The organism is Lysobacter sp. cf310 (genome assembly GCF_900114355.1).
Lineage (GTDB): Bacteria > Pseudomonadota > Gammaproteobacteria > Xanthomonadales > Xanthomonadaceae > Lysobacter.
The window spans coordinates 1,210,606-1,230,008 of the sequence record NZ_FOSS01000001.1; the positions used below are offsets into that span (position 1 = coordinate 1,210,606).

18 protein-coding genes are annotated in these 19,403 nt (G+C 69.5%); 6 read left to right on the plus strand and 12 right to left on the minus strand.

Translation table 11 applies throughout. The annotated features are described in order from the left end of the window. Positions 1-29: 29 nt before the first annotated feature. From BMZ45_RS05390 to BMZ45_RS05400, 3 genes are all read left to right on the plus strand, one after another. Complete coding sequence (locus BMZ45_RS05390; RefSeq protein WP_254776566.1) at positions 30-1,397, plus strand: ABC transporter permease; 1,368 nt, start codon at positions 30-32, stop codon at positions 1,395-1,397. A gap of 164 nt (positions 1,398-1,561) precedes the next feature. After that, complete coding sequence (locus BMZ45_RS05395; protein ID WP_091633304.1) at positions 1,562-2,437, plus strand: hypothetical protein; 876 nt, start codon at positions 1,562-1,564, stop codon at positions 2,435-2,437. Positions 2,438-2,557: 120 nt separating this feature from the next. Then, positions 2,558-3,364, plus strand: a complete 807-nt coding sequence (locus BMZ45_RS05400) for a hypothetical protein (RefSeq protein ID WP_091633306.1) — start codon at positions 2,558-2,560, stop codon at positions 3,362-3,364. 10 nt (positions 3,365-3,374) lie between these two features. Here the strand turns inward: BMZ45_RS05400 and rarD are convergent, their stop codons facing one another. The 3 genes from rarD to BMZ45_RS05415 all read right to left on the minus strand — a co-directional run bounded on the left by rarD (position 3,375) and on the right by BMZ45_RS05415 (position 5,844). Beyond that, positions 3,375-4,283 carry an EamA family transporter RarD gene (gene rarD, locus BMZ45_RS05405; RefSeq protein ID WP_091633309.1) on the minus strand — a complete coding sequence of 303 codons (909 nt, stop codon included), beginning with the start codon at positions 4,281-4,283 and terminating at the stop codon, positions 3,375-3,377. Next, a complete protein-coding gene (gene yedA, locus BMZ45_RS05410) occupies positions 4,280-5,218 on the minus strand; it encodes a drug/metabolite exporter YedA (RefSeq protein WP_091633311.1) in 939 nt (312 codons plus the stop codon). Before yedA ends, rarD begins: the two co-directional genes overlap by 4 nt. 77 nt (positions 5,219-5,295) lie before the next feature. Then, a complete protein-coding gene (locus BMZ45_RS05415; protein WP_091633314.1) occupies positions 5,296-5,844 on the minus strand; it encodes a GNAT family N-acetyltransferase in 549 nt (182 codons plus the stop codon). A gap of 90 nt (positions 5,845-5,934) precedes the next feature. On the opposite strand from BMZ45_RS05415, the gene BMZ45_RS05420 reads away from it, so the two are divergent. Beyond that, positions 5,935-6,435 (plus strand): Lrp/AsnC family transcriptional regulator, encoded by a 501-nt coding sequence (locus BMZ45_RS05420; RefSeq protein ID WP_091633316.1) that lies wholly within the window; start codon positions 5,935-5,937, stop codon positions 6,433-6,435. A gap of 180 nt (positions 6,436-6,615) precedes the next feature. On the opposite strand, the gene BMZ45_RS05425 is transcribed toward BMZ45_RS05420, so the two are convergent. The 6 genes from BMZ45_RS05425 to BMZ45_RS05450 form a co-directional block, all read right to left on the minus strand. Beyond that, positions 6,616-7,461, minus strand: coding sequence for a bifunctional transcriptional activator/DNA repair enzyme AdaA (locus BMZ45_RS05425; protein WP_254776537.1), 846 nt, complete (start codon positions 7,459-7,461; stop codon positions 6,616-6,618). Positions 7,462-7,622: 161 nt separating this feature from the next. Beyond that, positions 7,623-9,809, minus strand: a complete 2,187-nt coding sequence (locus BMZ45_RS05430) for a carboxy terminal-processing peptidase (protein WP_091634134.1) — start codon at positions 9,807-9,809, stop codon at positions 7,623-7,625. Positions 9,810-10,040: 231 nt separating this feature from the next. Beyond that, entirely contained in the window at positions 10,041-11,966 is a 1,926-nt protein-coding gene (locus tag BMZ45_RS05435; RefSeq protein ID WP_091633319.1) for a S41 family peptidase, read from the minus strand. Between the two features lie 70 nt (positions 11,967-12,036). Further along, positions 12,037-13,071 carry a lipoyl synthase gene (gene lipA / locus BMZ45_RS05440; RefSeq protein ID WP_091633321.1) on the minus strand — a complete coding sequence of 345 codons (1,035 nt, stop codon included), beginning with the start codon at positions 13,069-13,071 and terminating at the stop codon, positions 12,037-12,039. A gap of 220 nt (positions 13,072-13,291) precedes the next feature. Further along, positions 13,292-13,972: a lipoyl(octanoyl) transferase LipB gene (lipB, locus tag BMZ45_RS05445; RefSeq protein ID WP_091634137.1), complete on the minus strand. Its 681-nt coding sequence runs from the start codon at positions 13,970-13,972 to the stop codon at positions 13,292-13,294. Then, positions 13,972-14,250 carry a DUF493 family protein gene (locus BMZ45_RS05450; protein WP_056178294.1) on the minus strand — a complete coding sequence of 93 codons (279 nt, stop codon included), beginning with the start codon at positions 14,248-14,250 and terminating at the stop codon, positions 13,972-13,974. Before BMZ45_RS05450 ends, lipB begins: the two co-directional genes overlap by 1 nt. A gap of 81 nt (positions 14,251-14,331) precedes the next feature. Here BMZ45_RS05450 and BMZ45_RS05455 point away from each other — a divergent pair, with 81 nt between their 5' ends. After that, on the plus strand, positions 14,332-14,535 hold the full coding sequence (locus tag BMZ45_RS05455) for a hypothetical protein (protein ID WP_056178292.1): 204 nt from the start codon (positions 14,332-14,334) through the stop codon (positions 14,533-14,535). Positions 14,536-14,629: 94 nt separating this feature from the next. Next, positions 14,630-15,265, plus strand: a complete 636-nt coding sequence (locus tag BMZ45_RS05460; RefSeq protein WP_091633323.1) for an NIF family HAD-type phosphatase — start codon at positions 14,630-14,632, stop codon at positions 15,263-15,265. Between the two features lie 60 nt (positions 15,266-15,325). Here the strand turns inward: BMZ45_RS05460 and BMZ45_RS05465 are convergent, their stop codons facing one another. From BMZ45_RS05465 to mltB, 3 genes are all read right to left on the minus strand, one after another. Next, positions 15,326-16,558 carry a D-alanyl-D-alanine carboxypeptidase family protein gene (locus BMZ45_RS05465; RefSeq protein WP_091633325.1) on the minus strand — a complete coding sequence of 411 codons (1,233 nt, stop codon included), beginning with the start codon at positions 16,556-16,558 and terminating at the stop codon, positions 15,326-15,328. Between the two features lie 240 nt (positions 16,559-16,798). Next, complete coding sequence (locus BMZ45_RS05470) at positions 16,799-18,208, minus strand: septal ring lytic transglycosylase RlpA family protein (RefSeq protein ID WP_091633328.1); 1,410 nt, start codon at positions 18,206-18,208, stop codon at positions 16,799-16,801. Beyond that, a complete protein-coding gene (mltB, locus tag BMZ45_RS05475; protein ID WP_091633330.1) occupies positions 18,205-19,368 on the minus strand; it encodes a lytic murein transglycosylase B in 1,164 nt (387 codons plus the stop codon). The genes BMZ45_RS05470 and mltB overlap by 4 nt, the downstream gene beginning before the upstream one ends. Positions 19,369-19,403 lie beyond the last annotated feature (35 nt).

The following is a 19,403-nucleotide window of genomic DNA, read 5'->3' on the forward strand; positions in this document are numbered from 1 at the left end:
GCCTGTTTCACCTGCTGGCTCCGGACTCGATGGATGCATTGCGCAACTGGCGTGACCGGTCCGGCCTGCTCAATGGGCTGGTTCGACGGCTGATGCTGGCTTGGGGCTTCTATGCGGTCCTAGCGACGGTGATCTTCCTGTTGTTCGACAACAGTTTGGTCGCGCAAATCATCCTGGCGACCACGGTGGTGCTGGGCACCGCCTGGCTGTTGCTCACACAGCGCGGGCGGCAAGCCTTGATCGTGGCAGGCGTCGGCATCTCCAGCCTGCCGCAGCGCTGGGGCGCGTCCTCGGTGATCGTGATCGGCATCGCCGGCGTGGTCGGCGTGCTGGTGGCGATGCTGGCGATGGGCGAAGGCTTCCAGAACACGCTCAAGCAGACCGGCAGCGACGACACCGCGATCGTTCTGCGCGGCGGTTCGCAGGCCGAGACCAACTCGGTCATCACCCGCGACCAGGTCCCGCTGATCTCGGCCCTGGCCGGCATCGCCAAGGACGGCAACGGTCGCGCCCAGGTCTCGCCGGAGCTGTCGCAGGTGATCAACCTGCCCACCGTCAGCGACGGCAACGACGCCAATGCGCAGCTGCGCGGCGTCGGCAGCGAAGCCTGGTCGCTGCGTCCCAACGTCAAGATGGTGAAGGGCCGCAAGTTCGGCGCGGGCTTGCGAGAACTGATCGCGGGCCAGGGCGCGGCCAAGCAGTTCCGCGGGCTGGAAGTCGGCAAGCAGATCGAGCTGGCCAACCAGAACTGGACCGTGGTCGGCATCTTCGCCGCCGGCGATTCGCACGACTCCGAACTGTGGGCGGACGGCGAAGTGCTGGCCTCGACCTACCAGCGCACCTCGTTCCAGTCGGTGACGGTGAAGCTGGCGGGCAAGGACGGCTTCAAGGACCTCAAGAAGGCGCTGGCCGCCGACCCTCGTTTGAAGCTGGACGTACAGACCACGCACGACTACTACGCCAAACAGTCCGAAGGGCTCACCAAGCTGATTACGGCACTGGGCATCGTCATCGGCGCCATCATGGCGATCGGCGCCGTGTTCGGTGCGCTCAACACCATGTATGCCGCGGTGGCTGGGCGGGCGCGTGAGATCGCGACCTTGCGCGCACTGGGCTTTCGTAGCCTTCCGGTGGTGGTGGCGGTGATGTTGGAAACGATGCTGTTGGCGCTGCTCGGCGGCCTGCTCGGCGCGGTCCTGGCCTGGCTGGTGTTCAACGGTTATCAGGTGTCTACGCTAGGTAGCAACTTCAGCCAGGTGGTGTTCCAGTTCAAGGTCTCGCCCGAGCTGCTGTGGAACGGACTGAAGTGGGCGCTGGGCATCGGCCTGGTCGGCGGCCTACTCCCGGCCCTGCGCGCGGCGCGCCTGCCGGTGACTACGGCCTTGCGCGCGGCCTGAGCGCGCCGCCGATTCGTTACACGACGAGGCGCCGTTCGCGGCGCCTCGTTCGTTTTTGTGGGTCAGGTCCGCCGTTCCGCAGGCGCTTGCGCCGGGCCGGTATCGGCGGCGGCAGGAGGATCGGCTAGGCTGGCGCCACTCGATACGCCCCGGGACCGCCGCGCATGGAAGCCGATCGCGAACTCACCCACGCGCTGCGCGTCCGACAGCTGCGCGGCCGGTTTCGACGCGGACCGTTTCTGGTCGGCACGATTCTTATCCTGGCCATGCTGGTCTTGTTCGTACCCGAACTGCTGAAAGGCCATTGGCGCACCGGCTGGCCGGCTCTGGTGTTCGCGTCGATCGGACTGTCGTTCCTGCCCCTGCTGCGTGCCAGCCTGCGACCCAGCCCCCATCTGACACTGGACGAACACGGCCTGAGCACGGTGTTCACCGGCGCGATCGCCTGGTCCGACATCGTCGGCCTGCACTTGTACACCTACTACTCGCGGGCGAACTTCACGCTGAGGCCGCGCTACCACCTGCAGCTGTGCCTGCGCCGCCCGGAGCGCTATCGCGCCCCGTTCTGGATGAGACCGCCGATGCGCTCCACGCGCTCCGACTTCGGCCTGGTCTGGGTGCCGTTGAGCCTGTTCGACGTGGAGGCGCGAACGCTCTACACGCTGGCGGTGACCTTGCGCCGCGCCGATCCGGCGCCCTTCGTGGAAGGCTGGAACCCCGACATGCCGCTGGACGAGGTCGCCGCGCATCTGCGCGATCGCGGTCTCGCGCCGGTCGCGCTCAGCGGCGCAGCGCCCAGCGACGCGCCGCAACCCGCTGGACAAGACGCGGCCGCCTACGCGCAACGATTGCGCGAATCGCAGGACTCGGGCGAACGCCGCGCCGCCTCCTACGAGCACCAACATGTTCAAGGCCTACGCCGCGAGCGGGCCTGGCGCGCGGACGACATCGCGCGCCGGCGCTCGCTAACCCGGGCCATGGTCGTCGCCTATCTGCTGCTGATCGTCGCCGGTTACTTCCTGATCGACTACATCGAATGACGCAACATGCCAGCCGCGGGATCGGCTAGGCTGGCGCCGATCGGGCAGCGGGGAGCGCCGCGCGTGCAAGAGCAAGCCGAACTCACGCAGATCCCATGCACGCGGCGGCTGGATGCGCAGATGCACCGGACCAGCGCGCTGCTGGCCACAGCCGTCCTGGGCATGCTGTCCACCTCGTTGCCGGGCGCGATGCTGGAAGGCAGATGGGGCGTGGTGCTGGTGCTGCTGCCGGTGTTGGCCGGGGCCTGGGCCCTGCTGCTGCCCTGGCTGATCGCGGTGCTGCACTCGGGGCCGCACCTGAGCCTGGACGAGCGCGGTTTGCGCACGGTCCTGATCGGCGACATCCCATGGTCGGACGTGGTCGGCCTGAATTTGCGCACGGAACGCTCCACCGACGACGATGGCCTGCGCGTCCGCCACTACCTGGACCTGTGTCTGCGCCATCCGCAGCGCTATTCCGTACCGTTCTGGATGCGGCAGTCCACGCCTGCGCCACACACCGACTACGGCCTGTACGCGCTGCCGCTGCATATGTTCGAGACCGATCCGCAAGCGGTCCACGCGCTGGCGCTGCGGCTGCGCCGCGCCGATCCGGCGCCGTTCGTCGCGGACTGGTGTCGGGACCTGCCCTTGGACGAGGTCGCACGCGACCTGGACGAGGGGCGCGAGCGCGCCGAAGCGCGCGCTGCCGCGCACACCGCTCCGACCATCAGTGGCGATCCCGTCATCGACTACGCGCAGCGCCTGCGCCTATTGCAGGACGCCGGCGAGCGCGAAGCCGAATCCGATGCGCGCCGACGCGCGCGCGCGATGCAACGCGAACAAGCGCGTCGCAAAACCGCGGCGGCGCGACAACGCAGGGACTTCTGGATCGGCGGCACGATCGCGTTGGCGGCGATCGCGATCTGGTACTGGATGAAGGCCTGACCCCTCGACCTCAGGCCACCTGCGCCGCCTGCCGCCGCGAGCGCCACAGGCCTTCGCCGGCGAAGATCAGCAAACCGATCCAGATGAACACGAAGCCGATCAGGCGCGAGCGGTCGAAAGGCTCGTGCAGCACCAGCACGCCGATCAGGAACTGCAGGGTGGGCGCGATGTACTGCATCAGGCCGACCACCGACAGCGGCACCCGTCGCACCGCGTAGGCGAAGCCGATCAGCGGCAGCGCGGTGAGCGCGCCGGCCAGCACCAGCATCAAGCCGATGCCCAGGCCCCAGCCGTCGAGGAAACCGCCTTGGCCATGGCTTTCGCCCCACAGCAACACTGCCAACGCGGGTAGGAACAGATAGACGCTTTCGATGCCAAGGCCGGTCACCGCTTCCACCGCGACCAGTTTGCGGATCAGGCCGTAGGCGGCGAACGACAGCGCCAATCCGATCGCGATCCACGGCGCCTGTCCGTACTGCCAGGTCAACCAGCCCACGCCGGCCGCGGCCAGCGCCACCGACAGCCATTGCACGCGGTTCATGCGCTCGTGCAGCAAGGCCACGCCCAGCACCACGTTGACCAGCGGATTGATGAAATAGCCCAGGCTGGTTTCGATCACGTGGCCGGCGTTGACCGCCCAGATATACAGGCCCCAGTTGAACGCGATCAGCACGCCGCTGAGCGCCAGCATCGCCGCTTTGCGCGGCTGCGCGAGCACGCCGCGCAGCCAGGCGCCGCCCTGCTTCCACGACAGCCAGGCCGCAACCATGACCGCGCTCCAGACGATGCGGTGGCCGACGATCTGCAGCGAGGGCACCGCCTTGAGCAGGTGCCAGTACAGCGGCATCAGCCCCCACAGCACGAACGAGGCGGCCGCGATCCATAGCCCGCGGCGCCCTTCCGCCTGCGCGGCGTTCATGCCGGCGGCTCGTTCGGCGCGGTCGCGACCGGCATGCGCGCGGCGCGCGCCTTGGCCAGGGTGATGATGACCACGCCGACCAGGATCACCGCCATCGCGCCCAGATCGTGCGAAGTGAAACGCTCGCCCGCGAGCAGCGCGCCGAACAGTACCGCGATCGGCGGATTGACGTAGGCGTAGCTGGTGGCCAGCGCCGGACGCACGTGGTGCAGCAGCCAGATGTAAGCGGTGAAGCCGAAGATCGAACCGGCCACGACCAGGTACAGCAGGGCGCCCGTCGCGCCCGCGCTGGGCATCGCGCTCATGCGTTCGCCGGTGACCGCGGCCGCGCCCAGCATCCACACGCTGCCGGTCAGCATCTGCGCGCTGGCGGCCATGAACGGCGACGGCAGGTCCTGGTCGCGGCTCCAGATCGAGCCCCAGGCCCAGGCGATCGGCGCGACGATCAAGCAGACCAGTCCCAGCGTGGAGCCCGACAGCGCGCTGCCGGCGTTGAGCCAGATCACGCCGAGGAAACCGATCACCAGGCCGATCCATTCGATCTTGGACGGATGCCGGCCGCGCAGCATCGCGAACACGCCCGCGAACAGCGGCATCGACGCCACCGCGATCGCGGCCAGGCCCGAGCCGACCTCGGTCTCGGCCAGGTTCACCAGGCCGTTGGACAGCAGCACCATCCAGATCGACAGCACCCACAGCGTGCGCCATTGCTTGCGCGTGGGCGGGGTCGCGCCGCGCCAGCGCAGCACGCCGTACATCAGCGCGCCGGCGATGAACATGCGCAGCGCGCCGAGGATGAAAGGCGGATAGCTTTCGAGGGCGAAACGGATCGCGAGGTAGGTCGAGCCCCACAGGATGTAGACCGAAGCCAATGCGAGCGCGACCGCGATCGCGCCGGGGGCCAGTCTTGCTGCGGTGGGTGATGCGGCGCTCATGCGGCGGTTATTCCAGGAAGGAGGAGGGAGGGAGAGACGAATCGGTAACGGGTGCGGCGTTTTCGGGTGGAACCGGGTTAGAGGGAACGGTGTACGCAGACCGCGGTGCGGCAGCTGCCGACGTTGCGGCGCACGGGGTCGTGGAAGCTGTCGACGACGACGAAGCCGGCCTTGCGCATCATGCCGGCCGAGCCCGCGTTCTCTTCGTGCCGTTCGGCATAGCACTCGCGCAGTCCGCGCGCGCGCAACTGCGCCACCGCCTCGCCCAACAGGCGCGCACCGAGGCCGGCGCCGCGATGGTCGCGATGCACCACCACCTCGCCGATGTGGCCATGGCGCGCGCGTTCGCGGCCGGCGCTCTGGTAGCAGGCGAAGTCGTCGCTGTCGGCGTAGGTCACCACCGCCACCAGCGCTTCGTCCAGATGGGCCAGCACGGCGTCCACACCGTTGCCGATCGCGCGCAGGTGTTCGGACAGCGCCGGCTCGGCGAGGTAGTTCCAGGGGCTGGGACCGTGCTCGCGGATCAGGGCGTGGATGGCGGCGATGTCCGCGCGCCGGGCCACGCGGACGCCGTAGCGCTCGACGCCGGCGCGGACTGAGGGGGCGGTGGGGGCGAGGCGCTGCATGCGGCTCTTCGGGGGATTCGACCCATTCAGACTATCCGGGTGGGCAGACAGGCGATTGAAAATTCGCCCGCTTGAACGCAAAATTTTTGCATGGCCCGCAGCCCCCTCGCGCTCGACGAACTCGACCACAAATTGCTGGCGCTGCTGCAGCGCGACGCTTCGGCCACGTTGACCGCGTTGGGCGACGCGATCGGGCTGTCGCCCAGCGCGGTGCAGCGCCGCCTGACCCGCTACCGCGAGCACGGCCTGCTGCGCCAGGTCGCGTTGCTGGACCCGATCGCCCTGGGCAGCACCCTGGCCGCGGTGTGGGTGACGATGGAGCGCGAATCGGCGAGCCGGCACGCCGCGTTCTACGCGCGCATGCGCGCCGCGCCCGAGGTCCAGCAGTGCTACGTGCTGGCCGGGCAATGGGACTACCTGGTGATCCTGGCCACCACCGGCGTCGCCCATTGCCGCCAGGTCGCCGACCGGCTGTTCCTGGACGAGGGCAACATCCGCCGCTACGAAACCCATCTGGTGTTCGACGTGGTCAAGCATGGCCTGGAGCTGCCGACGCGGGACGCGCCGAAGGCGACGCGTCGGCGCAAGTAGGCTGGGGATGCGCAGGACGCGGTAGCCGGGTGGCTGCCAGTTGCGGTGTGCGGCGGCGAATGGGTGACGCGATCGCGGCTCACGCCGCTCCCACAGAAGGCCCAAGCTGGGTTAGACGCGTCGTACTTGCTCCCTGTGGGAGCGGCGTGAGCCGCGATCGCCCTGCCCGCGCAAGTCCGGCTACGCCGCGCGTTCGCGCTGCAGCAGCTTTTCCTTGAGCGGCAGACCCCAGCGGTAACCGCCCAGCGAGCCGTCGCCGCGCACCACGCGATGGCAGGGCACCACCACCGCGACGCGGTTGCCGGCGCAGGCGCGCGCGACCGCGCGCGCGCTGCCGGGCGCGCCGATGGCCTCGGCGACCTGCGCATAACTGCGGGTCTGCCCGGCCGGGATCTTCATCAGCGCGTCCCAGACCTTCTTCTGGAACGCCGTGCCCAGCAGGTCCACCGATACCGCGTGGGCCTGACCTTCGAGGGTGTCGGCGACCGCGCGCAGGCGCGGCGCCAGGAACTCGTCGCGGCCGGCATCGACGCGCTCGAGCTGGGCCTGCGGAAACTCGGCGCGCAGCTTGGCTTCCAGCGCCGCCGCATCCTCGCCCAGTTCCACCATGCACACGCCGCGTTCGGTGGTCGCCACCAGGGCCGTGCCCAGCGCGGTGCGCGCCAGGCTCCAGCGAATCTGCTCGCCGGCGCCACCGGCGCGGTAGCGCGCGGGGGTCATGCCCAGGCGCGCCGCGCCGCCCTCGTATACGCGCGAGGGCGAGCCGTAACCGGCGTCGTAGAGCGCGGCGCTGACGTCGCTGCCCTCGCGCAGCGCCGACTTCAGCGTGCCCAGCTTGCGCTGCGCCAGGTACTCGGCCGGGCTGATCCCGAAGCGCGCGGTGAAGCGGCGCTGCAGGTGCGAGGCGCTGATGCCGATGGCGCTGGCCAGATCGGTCAGGGTCGGCTCGCCGGCGTCGAGCAGGGCGCGGGCCTGGTCGAGCTTGTCCAGGGGCGTGAGATCGCGGATCGGGGTCATGGCGTTCATGGCCTGCAGGTTAGGGCCGCCGGCGCGGGCGCGATATCCGATTCTTGCACCCTGCCCGCGGGCGCGTCAGCGCCGGTTCCGCGGCCGTTCGCCGGCCCGCAAACGACGAAGGCGCGCCCTTGCGGAGCGCGCCTTCGGGTACGTCGCCGTGGCGTCGCGGCTCAGTCGGCCCAATGACCCGGCTTGTTCGAGGTCGGCAGCACCTGCGCCGACAGCTGACGGTCGTCGTTGAGCAGACGCACCGCGTCGGCCAGGATCGAGGCGGACTCGCGCAGCAGCGGATCCGGACGCTTTTCGGCGGCCTTCTCGCGCGCCACTTCCTGGGCCAGGTTGCGCTCGCTCGACTGCAGGCCGTCGTCGCCGTTGTCGTCGGCCAGCGGATCCAGGTCCAAGCCCATGGTCTTGCGCTCGGCCTGACGCTGCTTGCGCTTGGCGTCGTCGCGGTCGCGCTCGGCGCGGCGCTCGGCTTCGTTGAGCGTGATCGACTTCTTGGCGCGCTCGGCGCGGAACTCGGTCACGTCCTGCGACCACCACTGGAATTCCTTGTCGGCGGCGATGCGGCTGTCGTGCAGCGCAGACAACTTGGGCAGCAGCGGCGCGAAGTTGCCGTAACGCACATGCGGCACCGGCGCGATCTTGGTCCAGGGCAGCGCGTTGTCGTAGGTGCTTTCGCCGTACTCGCTGGCGTCGACCGAAGCCGGGAACGACAGGTCGGGCACCACGCCCTTGTTCTGGGTCGAGCCGCCGCTGACGCGGAAGAACTGAGCGATGGTCAGCTTGACCTGACCGAAGCGCGGGCCTTCGTTGGCCGGCCAACGGTCCAGGTCCAGCATGTTCTGCACGGTGCCCTTGCCGAAGGTGGTTTCGCCGATGACCAGGCCGCGGCCGTAGTCCTGGATGGCGCCGGCGAAGATCTCCGAGGCCGAAGCCGAGCCGCGGTTGATCAGCACCGCCAGCGGGCCTTCCCAGGCGATGCCGGAATCGTCGTCGCTGTTGACCTCGATGCGGCCGCCGGACTGGCGCACCTGCACCACCGGGCCGCGGTCGATGAACAGACCGGTGAGCTCGATCGCTTCGTCCAGCGAACCGCCGCCGTTGTAGCGCAGGTCCAGCACCACGCCGTCGATCTTGTCCGCGCGCAGCTTGGTCAGCAGCTTGCTGACGTCGCGCGTGGCCGAGGCGTAGTCGGCGTTGTTCTTACGGCGGCCCTCGAAGTCCTGATAGAAGCCCGGCAGCTTGATCACGCCGATGCGCTTGGCCGGCGCACCGTCCTTGGCCGGAATGGTGATGATCTCGGACTTGGCGGCCTGGTCTTCCAGACGCACCTTGTCGCGCACCAGCACCAACCGGTTGGGCTTGCTGTCCAGGCCGGCTTCGGCCGGGATCACGTCCAGGCGCACCTTGGTGCCCTTGGCGCCGCGGATCTTGGCGACCACGTCGTCGATGCGCCAACCGATCACGTCTTCCATCGCGCCGCTGTCGCCCTGGCCGACCGCGACCACGCGGTCGCCGGCCTTGAGCTTGCCGGAGTTGCCGGCCGGGCCGCCGGGCACGATCTCGCGGATCGCGACCACGTCCTCCTGCTTCTGCAGCACCGCGCCGATGCCTTCCAGCGACAGCGACATGGTCATGTTGAAGTTGTCGGCCGACTTCGGAGTGAAGTAGTCGGTGTGCGGATCGATCGCGTTGGCGTAGCTGTTGACGAAGGTCTGGAACACGTCCTCGCTCTTGAGCTCGGAGAAGCCTTTGGCGAGATTCTGGTAACGCTTGTCGAGGGTCTTGCGGATGTCCTCGGGCTTCTTGCCGGCCAGCTTCAGGCGCAGCCAGTCGTTGCGCACCGACTGCCGCCACAGCGTATCCAGCGCGGCGGTGTCGGCGGCCCACGGCGCCTTCTCGCGGTCGAACTCGAAGCGGTCGCTGCCGTCGAACGTGAAGATGTCCTGCTTGAGCAGCGCGCGCGCGTAGTTCACGCGCTCGTCGACGCGCTGCTTGAAGGTGGCGAAGATCGCGTAGGCCGGGCTCAGATCGCCGCCGCGGATGGCGTCGTCCAGCTTGGTCTTGTAGGCGTCGAACTTGGCGATGTCCTGGGCGGTGAAGTACTGCTTGCCCGCGTCCAGCGATTCCAGATAGCGCTTGTGCATGTCCGCCGACAGCGCGTCGTCGAGCGCGCGCGGACGGTAGGCATAGCGACTGTCGGACAACACGCCGTAGACCAGCTTGGCGGCGGTGGCCTGGTCGGCGGTCGGCGCATTGGTCAGGGCGTTCGGGGCGCCGCCCGCATCGGCGCGCGCGAGCAGCGCGAGCGGGGCGGTCAGCATGAAGGCGAACAAAGTGGTCTTGGCGGTCATCGCGGGGGTCTTCATGGCCGAGCTTGGCCTAGGCGTCGAGGATGTAGCGGGATTGGACAAGACCACAGTGCCGAAAGTTGCCGTGCCTGTCACGCGTGGCGGTAACGCTTTTGGGCATCCGGGGGCGGATGGCGTTCAGTTTCGCGAGCGCAAGCGTTAGACCGGCGTTACGCGACCGCGCCGGCGCCCATCGATCTGAACGCGGGACAGGGCGAAACGGGGCTGTTCCGATCAGCGTGCGGCGGCGACGGCCGCGTCGGCCAGCACCGCGGCCGCCTCGGCCAGCTCGGCATCGGTCTGCGGCGGCGGCCCCAGACGCGCCAACTCGGCGCGGCGCGCGGCCAGGTTCAGCGACAGCGGACCGCGTGCGTGCGCGGCCAGGGCCTGCTGGCGCTGCTGCCAGCGCCGGAAGTCGCCGTCGGCCGCGGCGCGCGCTTGATGCGCGGACACCACGCCCAGGCGTGGAGCCGCCGGCGCCGGCCGGTAGCCGGGCATGGGCACGATCCGCGGCCCCGGCTTGCGCGTCGGCGCGGCGGCGGCGGGCCGCAGCGCCAGGTCCGGAGTCACGCCGACCGCCTCCAGCGGCTGCCCGCTGACCCGGAACGCATGGGCGATGGTCAAACGGACCTGGCCGTGACGCGGGCCCTGGCCGCCGCCCGGCCAGCGGTCCAGATCGATCAGGTTCTGCACGCTGCCACGGCCGTAGGTCAGGCCGCCGATCACCGGACCGCGGCCGTAGTCCTGGATCGCGGCGGCGAATATTTCCGAGGCCGCGGCCGAACGCCCGTTGACCAGCACCGCCATCGGCCCGGTCCAGAGCGCGCCCTTGGCCGGGTCGAGCAGATCGACGCGGCCGCCGCCCTCGCGGATCTGCACCACCGCCGGCGCGCTCAGAAACAGGCCGGCCAGTTCCGGCACCTGGCTGAGGGCGCCGCCTTCGTTGTCGCGCAGGTCCAGCAGCACGGCGTCGACGCCCTGCGCCTGCAATTGACGCAGCAACTCGGCGACGTCGCGCGCAACCGATCGGTGATTGCCCGGATCGCTGCGCATGCGTTCGAAATCGACGTAGAAGCTGCCCGGCACGATCACGCCGATGCGTTTGCCGCCGGCCTCGATCACGCTGGACGAGGCGTGCTGGTTGGCCATGCCGGCACGCGCGCGCTCCAGCACCACGGTGCGCGTGGGCTCGCCCGGCAGGGTGCCGGCCGGCTGCACCTGCACGCGCACGCGGCTGCCGGGGCGGCCGCGCAGGCGCGTCACCAGCGTATCCAGGTCGACGCCGTCCACATCCTCCAGCGCGCCCGTCTCGCCTTCGCCCGATGCCAGCAGACGATCGCCGCTGCGCAAACCGGCGCGCACGGCCGGACCGCCCGCGCTGAGGTAGACCAGCGAGACTTCGTCGCCGCGCTCACGCTTCAGCGACAACCCGACGCCGACGGTGTCGGGCGCCGAATCGAGCAGGCGCTCGGCGGTGCTGGGCGGGTAATAGTCGCCGCCGGGATCGCTGGTGCCGGCATAGGTGCTCAGGACCTCGGCGAACACCGCCTGCGCCGACGGCCCGTGGGCGGCGCGCGCGAGCGCGGCGTAGCGACGCTCCAGCGCGCTGCGCACCTGCGCCGGATCGCGTCCGCCCAGGCTCAGATCCAGCGCCTCGCTCTTGAGCCGCAGGCGCCACAGCACGTCCAAGGCGGCCGCATCGGCGGCCCAGGGCGCGGCGCTGCGATCGGGGGCCCAACTGTCCTGTGTGTCGAAGTCGAAAGGCCGCGCGAGCAAGGCCGGCATGCCCGCCATGCGCGCGTCCAGGCGCGTCAGCACGAGTTCGCGCATGGCCAGGAACGGCGCCGGATCGCGCGCGCGAATCGCGTCGTCCAGTTGCGAGCGATAAGGCTGCAGGCCGGCGACATCGGCGGCGCTGAGGTACAGGCGGTCGGGATCGAGTCGCGCCAGCCAGGCATCGAACAGCTCGGCGGACAAGGCGTCGTCGAGCGCGCGGGGCCGGTAGGCGTAGCGCTTGTCGGCGTACAGGCCGCTCACCAGGGCCATCGTCGTCGCGCGCTGCTTGGCGTCGTCGGCGCTTGCGCTATCGGTATCGGCCGCGGACGCCGGCAGCGCGCAGCCCAACAGCGCGAGCGTCAGGCTCGTGCGCAAAAGTTTCATTCGGTGTCCCCGGCGACGCCCTATCGTCGCCGACGATCATACCCGGCGCGCGTGGCGCCGGGACCGCCGATCAGGCGGCGGCGAAGCCGGCTTCGATGGCCTGGCGGTCGGCGTGATAGGACGAGCGCACCAGCGGGCCGGAGGCGACATGGGTGAAGCCCAGCGCCATGCCGTAGAGCTCGAGTTCCTTGAACTCTTCCGGGGTCCAGTAGCGCAGCACCGGGTGATGGTGCGGGGTCGGCTGCAGGTACTGGCCGATGGTGATCATGTCGACGTCGTGCGCGCGCAGATCGCGCAGCGTGGCCTGGACCTGCTCCATGGTCTCGCCCAGGCCCAGCATGATGCCGGACTTGGTCGCGACCTCGGGATGCTGGGCCTTGAACTTCTGCAGCAGGGTCAGCGACCACTGGTAGTCGGCGCCCGGACGCACGTTGGTGTACAGGTCCGGCACGGTCTCGACGTTGTGGTTGAACACGTCCGGCGGATTGCTGTTGAGGATCTCCAGCGCGCGCTCCATGCGGCCCTTGCCGCGGAAGTCGGGCGTGAGGATCTCGATCTTGGTGCGCGGGCTTTCGCTGCGCACCGCTTTGATGCAGTCGACGAAGTGCTGGGCACCGCCGTCGCGCAGGTCGTCGCGGTCGACGCTGGTGATGACCACATACTTCAGGCCCATGTCGGCGACGGTGCGGGCCAGGTTGGCCGGCTCGCTCGCGTCCGGCGGCTTGGGGCGGCCGTGGGCGACGTCGCAGAACGAGCAACGCCGCGTGCAGACCTCGCCCAGGATCATGAAGGTCGCGGTGCCGTGGCTGAAGCACTCGTGGATGTTCGGGCAGCTAGCCTCTTCGCAGACCGTGACCAGGCGGTTCTCGCGCAGCTTGGCCTTGAGTTGGGCGACCGAATTGCCCGAGGGAATGCGCACCCGGATCCAAGACGGCTTGCGCAGCACCGGCGCGTCGACGAACTGCACCGGCGAGCGCTGGATCTTGTCGCCGCCCAGCTGCTTGGCGCCCGGGGTCATGGTGGTGGACTGCAGCACCGCCGGCGCGTCGGGCGCGCCACCGCTGACGACCGTGAGCGGGATGGTCTTGGAGGCGGGATCGGTCATGGCGCTGCGTTAACTCTTGTCGTTTAGCCCCCTCTTCCTGGGGGGAAGAGGGCTGAGGTGAGGGCAGGCACCGCGACGATCGCGGCGGCTGGCGGATTCGCGCGCCCTCATCCGCCCTTCGGGCACCTTCTCCCGCATGCGGGAGAAGGGAAATCAAGCATTGGTTCCACTAGCGGAACTAATGACGTAAAGCGTGCTCCCGCGAACGGAAGCAGGGAAATCAGAAGCTCAACGGCTCGGCGGTTTCCACCGTCAGGCCGAATTGCCGGGCCAGCTGGTCCACCAGCACCGGTTTGACCGCGTCCAGCCCGGACGGGCCACCCAAGTCTACCACCGAGGTCACCTGCAACCCCTGGTAACCGCAGGGATTGATGCGCTGATACGGCGACAGGTCCATGGCGATATTGAAGGCCAGGCCGTGGAAAGTGCAGCCGCGCCGGACCCGGATGCCCAGGGCCATGACCTTGGCCCCGGCCACGTAGACGCCCGGCGCGCCGTCCCTGCGGGCGCCCTCGATGTTCCATTCGGCCAGGGTGTCGATCACCGCCTGCTCGATCCGGTCCACGTACTCGCGCACCCCGACCTTGAGCCGGCGCAGGTCCAGCAGCGGGTACAGCACGATCTGGCCGGGCCCGTGGTAGGTCACCTGGCCGCCGCGGTCGACGTGGATCACCGGGATATCGCCCGGCATCAGCACGTGCTCGTCCTTGCCGGCCTGGCCCAGGGTGAACACCGGGTCGTGCTCGACCAGCCACAACTCGTCGGGGGTGTCGGCGTCGCGGGCGTCGGTGAAGGCCTGCATCGCGCGCCAGACCGGCTCGTAGGGCTGACGGCCCAGGTCGCGCAACTGCGCCACCGGCGGGCCGCGATCGCCGCCCAACACCGCCGCCACCGCGTCGATTACAGCGTCCACTTCACTTCCGGATGGTCGCGCAGCACCTGGTGGGCCAGGTCGTACTGGGCGCGGTCGGCGGCGCGGAAGCTGATCCGCACCGACACGTACTTGCCGCTGCTGGAGTGCTTCCACTGGATGGTTTCGGCCTCGACCTCGATGCCGGCGTCCATCAGCAGGCGCGGCAGTTCGCGCTCCAGCCCGGCCTCGGCCGTGCCCATGGCGCTGAGCTCGAAGGTACCGGGGAACTGGAAGCCGTGATCGGGATTGTCGGAATGAATGTCCATGCGCGAATTATGGGTCCGTGGGGGGCCGAACCCAAGCAGGCGTAGGATGCCCCTTCCGGCCGGTTCCGGGAGGCTCGCAGGATGAATACAGCGTCGCTGTGGTGGGGCTTGCTGTTCGGCTCGATCGGGCTGGGCTATTTCATGTACGGCAAGCGCCAGGGCGCGCCGGTGCCGCTGCTGTGCGGACTGGGCCTGATGGCGTTCCCCTACTTCGTCTCCAACAACTGGGCGATGGTGCTGATCGGGGCGGTGCTGGCGGCGATTCCGTATTTTCTGCGGTTCTAGGGCCGCTGCGGCCGCTCGCCGCCTGCCCCGGTCTGCGCTAGGCTCGACCGCGACACTCCATTCGCCGGACCCGGCGCGACGACGCGCGACGACCATGCCGCCTCGCCATCTGCTCGTGCTCGATCTCGACGAAACGCTGCTCTACGCCAGCGAAGTCGAACTGAATCGCGCGTCCGATTTCCGCGCCTGCGGCTATTACGTCTATCGTCGCCCGCATCTGGCCGAGTTCATCGCCTACGCCCTGGCCCGCTTCGAGGTGGGCGTATGGACCTCGTCCGGGCGCCGCTACGCCGATGCGATCGTGGCCGAACTGTTTCCGGCCGAATCGCTGAGCTTCGTCTGGGCCAGAGAGCGCTGCTCCATCACGCGCGACTGGACCACCGGCGGATACCACAACCGCAAGCCTCTGAAGAAGCTCAAGCGGCGCGGCTACCGCCTGGAACAGGTGATCGCCGTGGACGACACGCCGTCCAAGCATGCCTACAACTACGGCAACCTGGTCCGCGTCGACGAGTACCTGGGCCAGAACGAGAACGACGACGAGTTGCTGTGGCTGATGCGCTATCTCGATCGGCTGGCCGCGGAACCGAACGTGCGCCGGATCGAGAAGCGGCGTTGGCGGGAGCGCTTGCAACAGGAAGCGCTGGGCGAAGACGACCGCGACCCGGAGCCGCATCGCGATGGCCAGGTCGCGATCGCGGCTCACGCCGCTCCCACAGAAAGCGAATGAACGCAGCAACGAAAAGGCCGGCGTGCGCCGGCCCTTTCATCGCTGCGATGCGCGAGTCGCTTACTCCGACTCCCACCACATCCAGAACTCGTCCCACAGGCGCTTGAAGAAGCCGCCTTCTTCGACCGCGGTCAGCGCGACCAGCGGGCGCTGGGCGATGACCTTGCCGTCCAGCACGACCTTGACGGTGCCCACGGCCTGGCCCTGCTTGATCGGGGCGACCAGGGTCTTGTTGACGTCCATGCTGGGCTTGAGCTGCGCGTACTTGCCGCGCGGCACGGTCACCAGCAGCGGCTCGGCGACGCCGAGTTGGGCTTCGTCGGCGGTGCCCTTCCAGACCTTCTGCTTGGCGATGGACTTGCCGGCGTCGTAGAGGCGGTGGGTTTCGTAGAAGCGGAAGCCCCAGTTCAGCAGGGCCTGGCTGTCGACGGTGCGCTGGTCGTCCGAGGTCGAGCCCATCACCACCGAGATCAGGCGCTGGTCGCCGCGCAGGGCCGAGCCCATCAGGCAGTAGCCGGCGCCGGAATGGTGGCCGGTCTTGATGCCGTCGACCGAGGGGTCGCGCCACAGCAGGCGGTTGCGGTTGGACTGCAGAATCGGACCGACCTTGAGTTCCTTGATCTTGTTGTACGAGTACGCGACCGGGAAATCGTGGATCAGCGCGCGTCCGAGCAGGGCCAGGTCGCGGGCGCTGGAGTAGTGGTTTTCCTGCGACAGGCCATGCGGATTCATGAAGTGCGAGTTCTTCATGCCGATGCGCGCGGCGTACTGGTTCATCAGCGCGGCGAAGGCGTCCTCGCTGCCGGCGACGTGCTCGGCCAGGGCGATCGCGGCGTCGTTGCCGGACTGCACCACCATGCCCTTTTCCATGTCCACCAGCGGCGCGGTCTTGTTGACCTCGAAGCCGGAGTAGCTGCCGTCGGTGGCCGCGCCGCCCTTGCGCCAGGCGTTCTCGGTCATCATCACCTGGTCGCTGTCCTTGATCTTGCCGCCCTTGAGCTCGGCGGCGATCACGTAGCTGGTCATGACCTTGGTGATGCTGGCCGGCTCGACGCGGGTGTCGATGTTCTCGCCGGCCAGCACGTTGCCGCTGGCGGCATCCATCAGCACCCAGGCGCTGGCCTTGATCGCCGGCGGCGGCGGCACGGGCAGCGAATCGCTGGCCGGCGGCAGGGCCGCGGCGGGCTTCGGGACGGGCGTCTGCGCGAAGACCAGGCCGGCGGTCGTGGTGACCAGGCAGGCCGCGGTGAACGCTGCGAGCGCGGCGGCGCGAGGGGTGAAGCGGGCTTTCATCGTTCAACTACTCCGGGGAGCCGGTCTCGTGCCGGCCTGGGCTGGGAATTCTGCGTCGGGAATTCTAGGCTGGGAACTCTAGGCTGGAGCGACCCATCCGGGGCGCTCCAGTTCGGCGGGGCCGGGCCTGCGCCCTCCCCGTGCGTTCGATGCGGCCGTCCCGGGTCGCGATCGACGGCGGGACGTCCTGCCCCGCGCCGCGCCGGACCAGTCCGGAGCGCGGTATAGCTCCTGGCGCGTTCAGTCGCGCACGCGCTGCGGCTGTCCGAAGCCCAGACCGACGATGCGCGCGGCAAGTTCCGGCGCGGCGGCGGCCTGCAGCGGACCCACGCGCAGGCGCCAGACTTTCTGGCCGTTGGCGTTGCCGTCGAGCAAACGGGCCTCGTCGATGCCCGCGCTCTTGAGCATGCCCAGGGCGCGGTCGGCGTTGCTGCGCGCGCTGAAACTGGCGACCTGCAAGGTCACGTCTTCGCCGCGCGGCACTTCGTTGCGTTCGATCGCCGCGGCGACCACGGTCGCGGCCTTGTCCGGGCTGGGCGGCGGCGGCGCCTTGGGCGGCGCCGGCAGCGCGGCGGCGGCGACCGCCTCGGCCTTCTGGCGCTTTTCCAGCGCGCGCCGCTCGGCGCGGCTGAGCTTGCGCGGCGGCGCGTTGTCGATGCGCACGGCCTTGCCGGTGGCGACCCGGACCTGGCGCGACTTCATCCAGACCTCGAACTCGTCGGCGGTCATGGTCTTGCCGTTTTGCAGCATGTCGAAGCGGTAGTCGCCGCCCGGCGCGGGTTTGCCCACGGCCGCGGCCGGCTTGGCGGCCACCGGCGCCGGCTTGCCGGTGGCGATGCGCGCACCCGCAGGCAGTTCGCCGGCGCTAGCGTTGGCGACCGGAATCGCCGACACCAGACGGTCCATCGCGCTGGGCGCGGGCGGCTTGGCGGCGGCGACCGGCGGCGGATTGTTGGCGGCGCTGGCGTACACCGGCGGCGGCGCCTCGCCCGGATGCAGGGCGCGCACTTCGACCCGGCCGGTACCGCGCTGGGTGATACCCAGCTTGACCGCGGCGGCGTAGCTCAGATCGATCACGCGGCCGTCGTGGAAGGGGCCGCGGTCGTTCACGCGCACCGTCACCGACTTGCCGTTGTCCAGGTTGGTCACGCGCGCGAAGCTCGGCAGCGGCAGCGACTTGTGGGCGGCGGTGAAGGCGTACATGTCGTACACCTCCAGGTTGGAGGTGCGGCGGCCGTGGAATTTCTGGCCGTAGTAGGAGGCGGTGCCGGTCTCGACGTAGTCGTCGTGGCTGTCGAGCACGCGGTAGGTCTTGCCCAGCACGCTGTAGGGCGAGCGGTTGCCGAAGCGCGAGCGCGGCTCGGCGACGATCTCCGGTTCCGGGATCGAATCGACGTCGGGCACGTGGTCCGGCGTGCTGTCGCGCACGCCCGGTGCGTACAGGCCGCCGGCGGTGTAGTTGCCGCGCGTGCGCGGGTCTTCCTGGGCCGGGGCATAGGGCGATTTCTTGCGCCCGCCCGCCGACGGCAGGCCGGCGCGATGGACGCCGTCGCGGTCGGGCAAGGCGACCGACTGGGAAGCGGGTTTCCTGGGGGCGCTAGCGCAGGCCACCAGGGCCAGGGGCAGGATCGCGGCGATCAGCCGCTTCATGCCGGAGGCTGTCCGTTGCTGTTCGCGGCCAAGGGATTCTCCCGTCCGGCGATCGCCTCGGACAACTGGTACACCGCCATCGCGTAGTGGGCGGAGATGTTGTAACGGGTGATCGCGTAGAAGTTGCGGAAGCCGAGCCAATACTCCGGGCCGGCGACGCCTTCCAGGTTCAACAGCGTCGCCGTTTCGGTCGGCGCGATCGTGCCCAGCGGACGGTAGCCGCGCACGGCCAGGTCGCTGAGCGGAATGATCGGATCCATATTGTCGGGCTTGAAGTCCTGCGCGCTGGCGTCGCGGTTGGCGCGCACCACGATCGGACCGCCGCGCACCCAGCCGCCCTTCTTGACGAAGTAGTTGGCGACCGAGGCGAACACGTCGTCGAGATCGGTGAACAGGTCCTTCTTGCCGTCGCCATCGCCGTCGACCGCGTACTGGCGGTAGCTGGACGGCATGAACTGGCCCCAGCCCATCGCGCCGGCGTAGCTGCCGGTCAGGGTGGAGACGTCGATCGCGTTTTCCTTGCCCATCGCGAACAACTGGCCGAGCTCGTCGCGGAAGAAGGCCTCGCGGCGGTTCTCGCGTTCGGCCTTGGCCGGATCGCCGGTGCGCGGATACGCGAACGCCAGCGTGTACAGCGCGTCGATCACCGGATAGCTGCCGGTGTTGCCGCCGAAGCTGGTCTCGACGCCGAGGATGGAGACGATGATCTCCGCCGGCACGCCGGTCTGGGCCTCGACCCGCGCCAGTTGCTCGCGGTGCTCGGCCAGGAAGGCGCGGCCGCCGTCGATGCGCTTTTGGGTGATAAAGATCGGGCGGTAATCGCGCCAGGGCTTGGCCTCGGCCGGACGCGACATCGCGGCGACGATGCTGTCGCGGATCTGCGCCTTGGCGAGCACCGACTCGATGTAGGCCGGGTCGATCGCATACTTGGCGGCGGTATCGCGCACGAACGCGGCGCGGGCCTGCTCGATCGGCATCGGCACCACCGGCGGCGGCAGATGGGCGAGCGGATCGGGCTTGGCGGCCGGCGCGGCCGGCACCGGCGCGGGCGCCTGGGGCTGAGCGGCGGTCGGGGGCGGCGCCTGGGTGGCGCAAGCCGCCAGAGCGAGCGTGAGCGCGCAAATCGCGGCGCGGCGTACGGTGTTGGGGCGTCGAGTCATCGCCGCGAGGTTAGCACGCGAAAACAGCGGCCAAA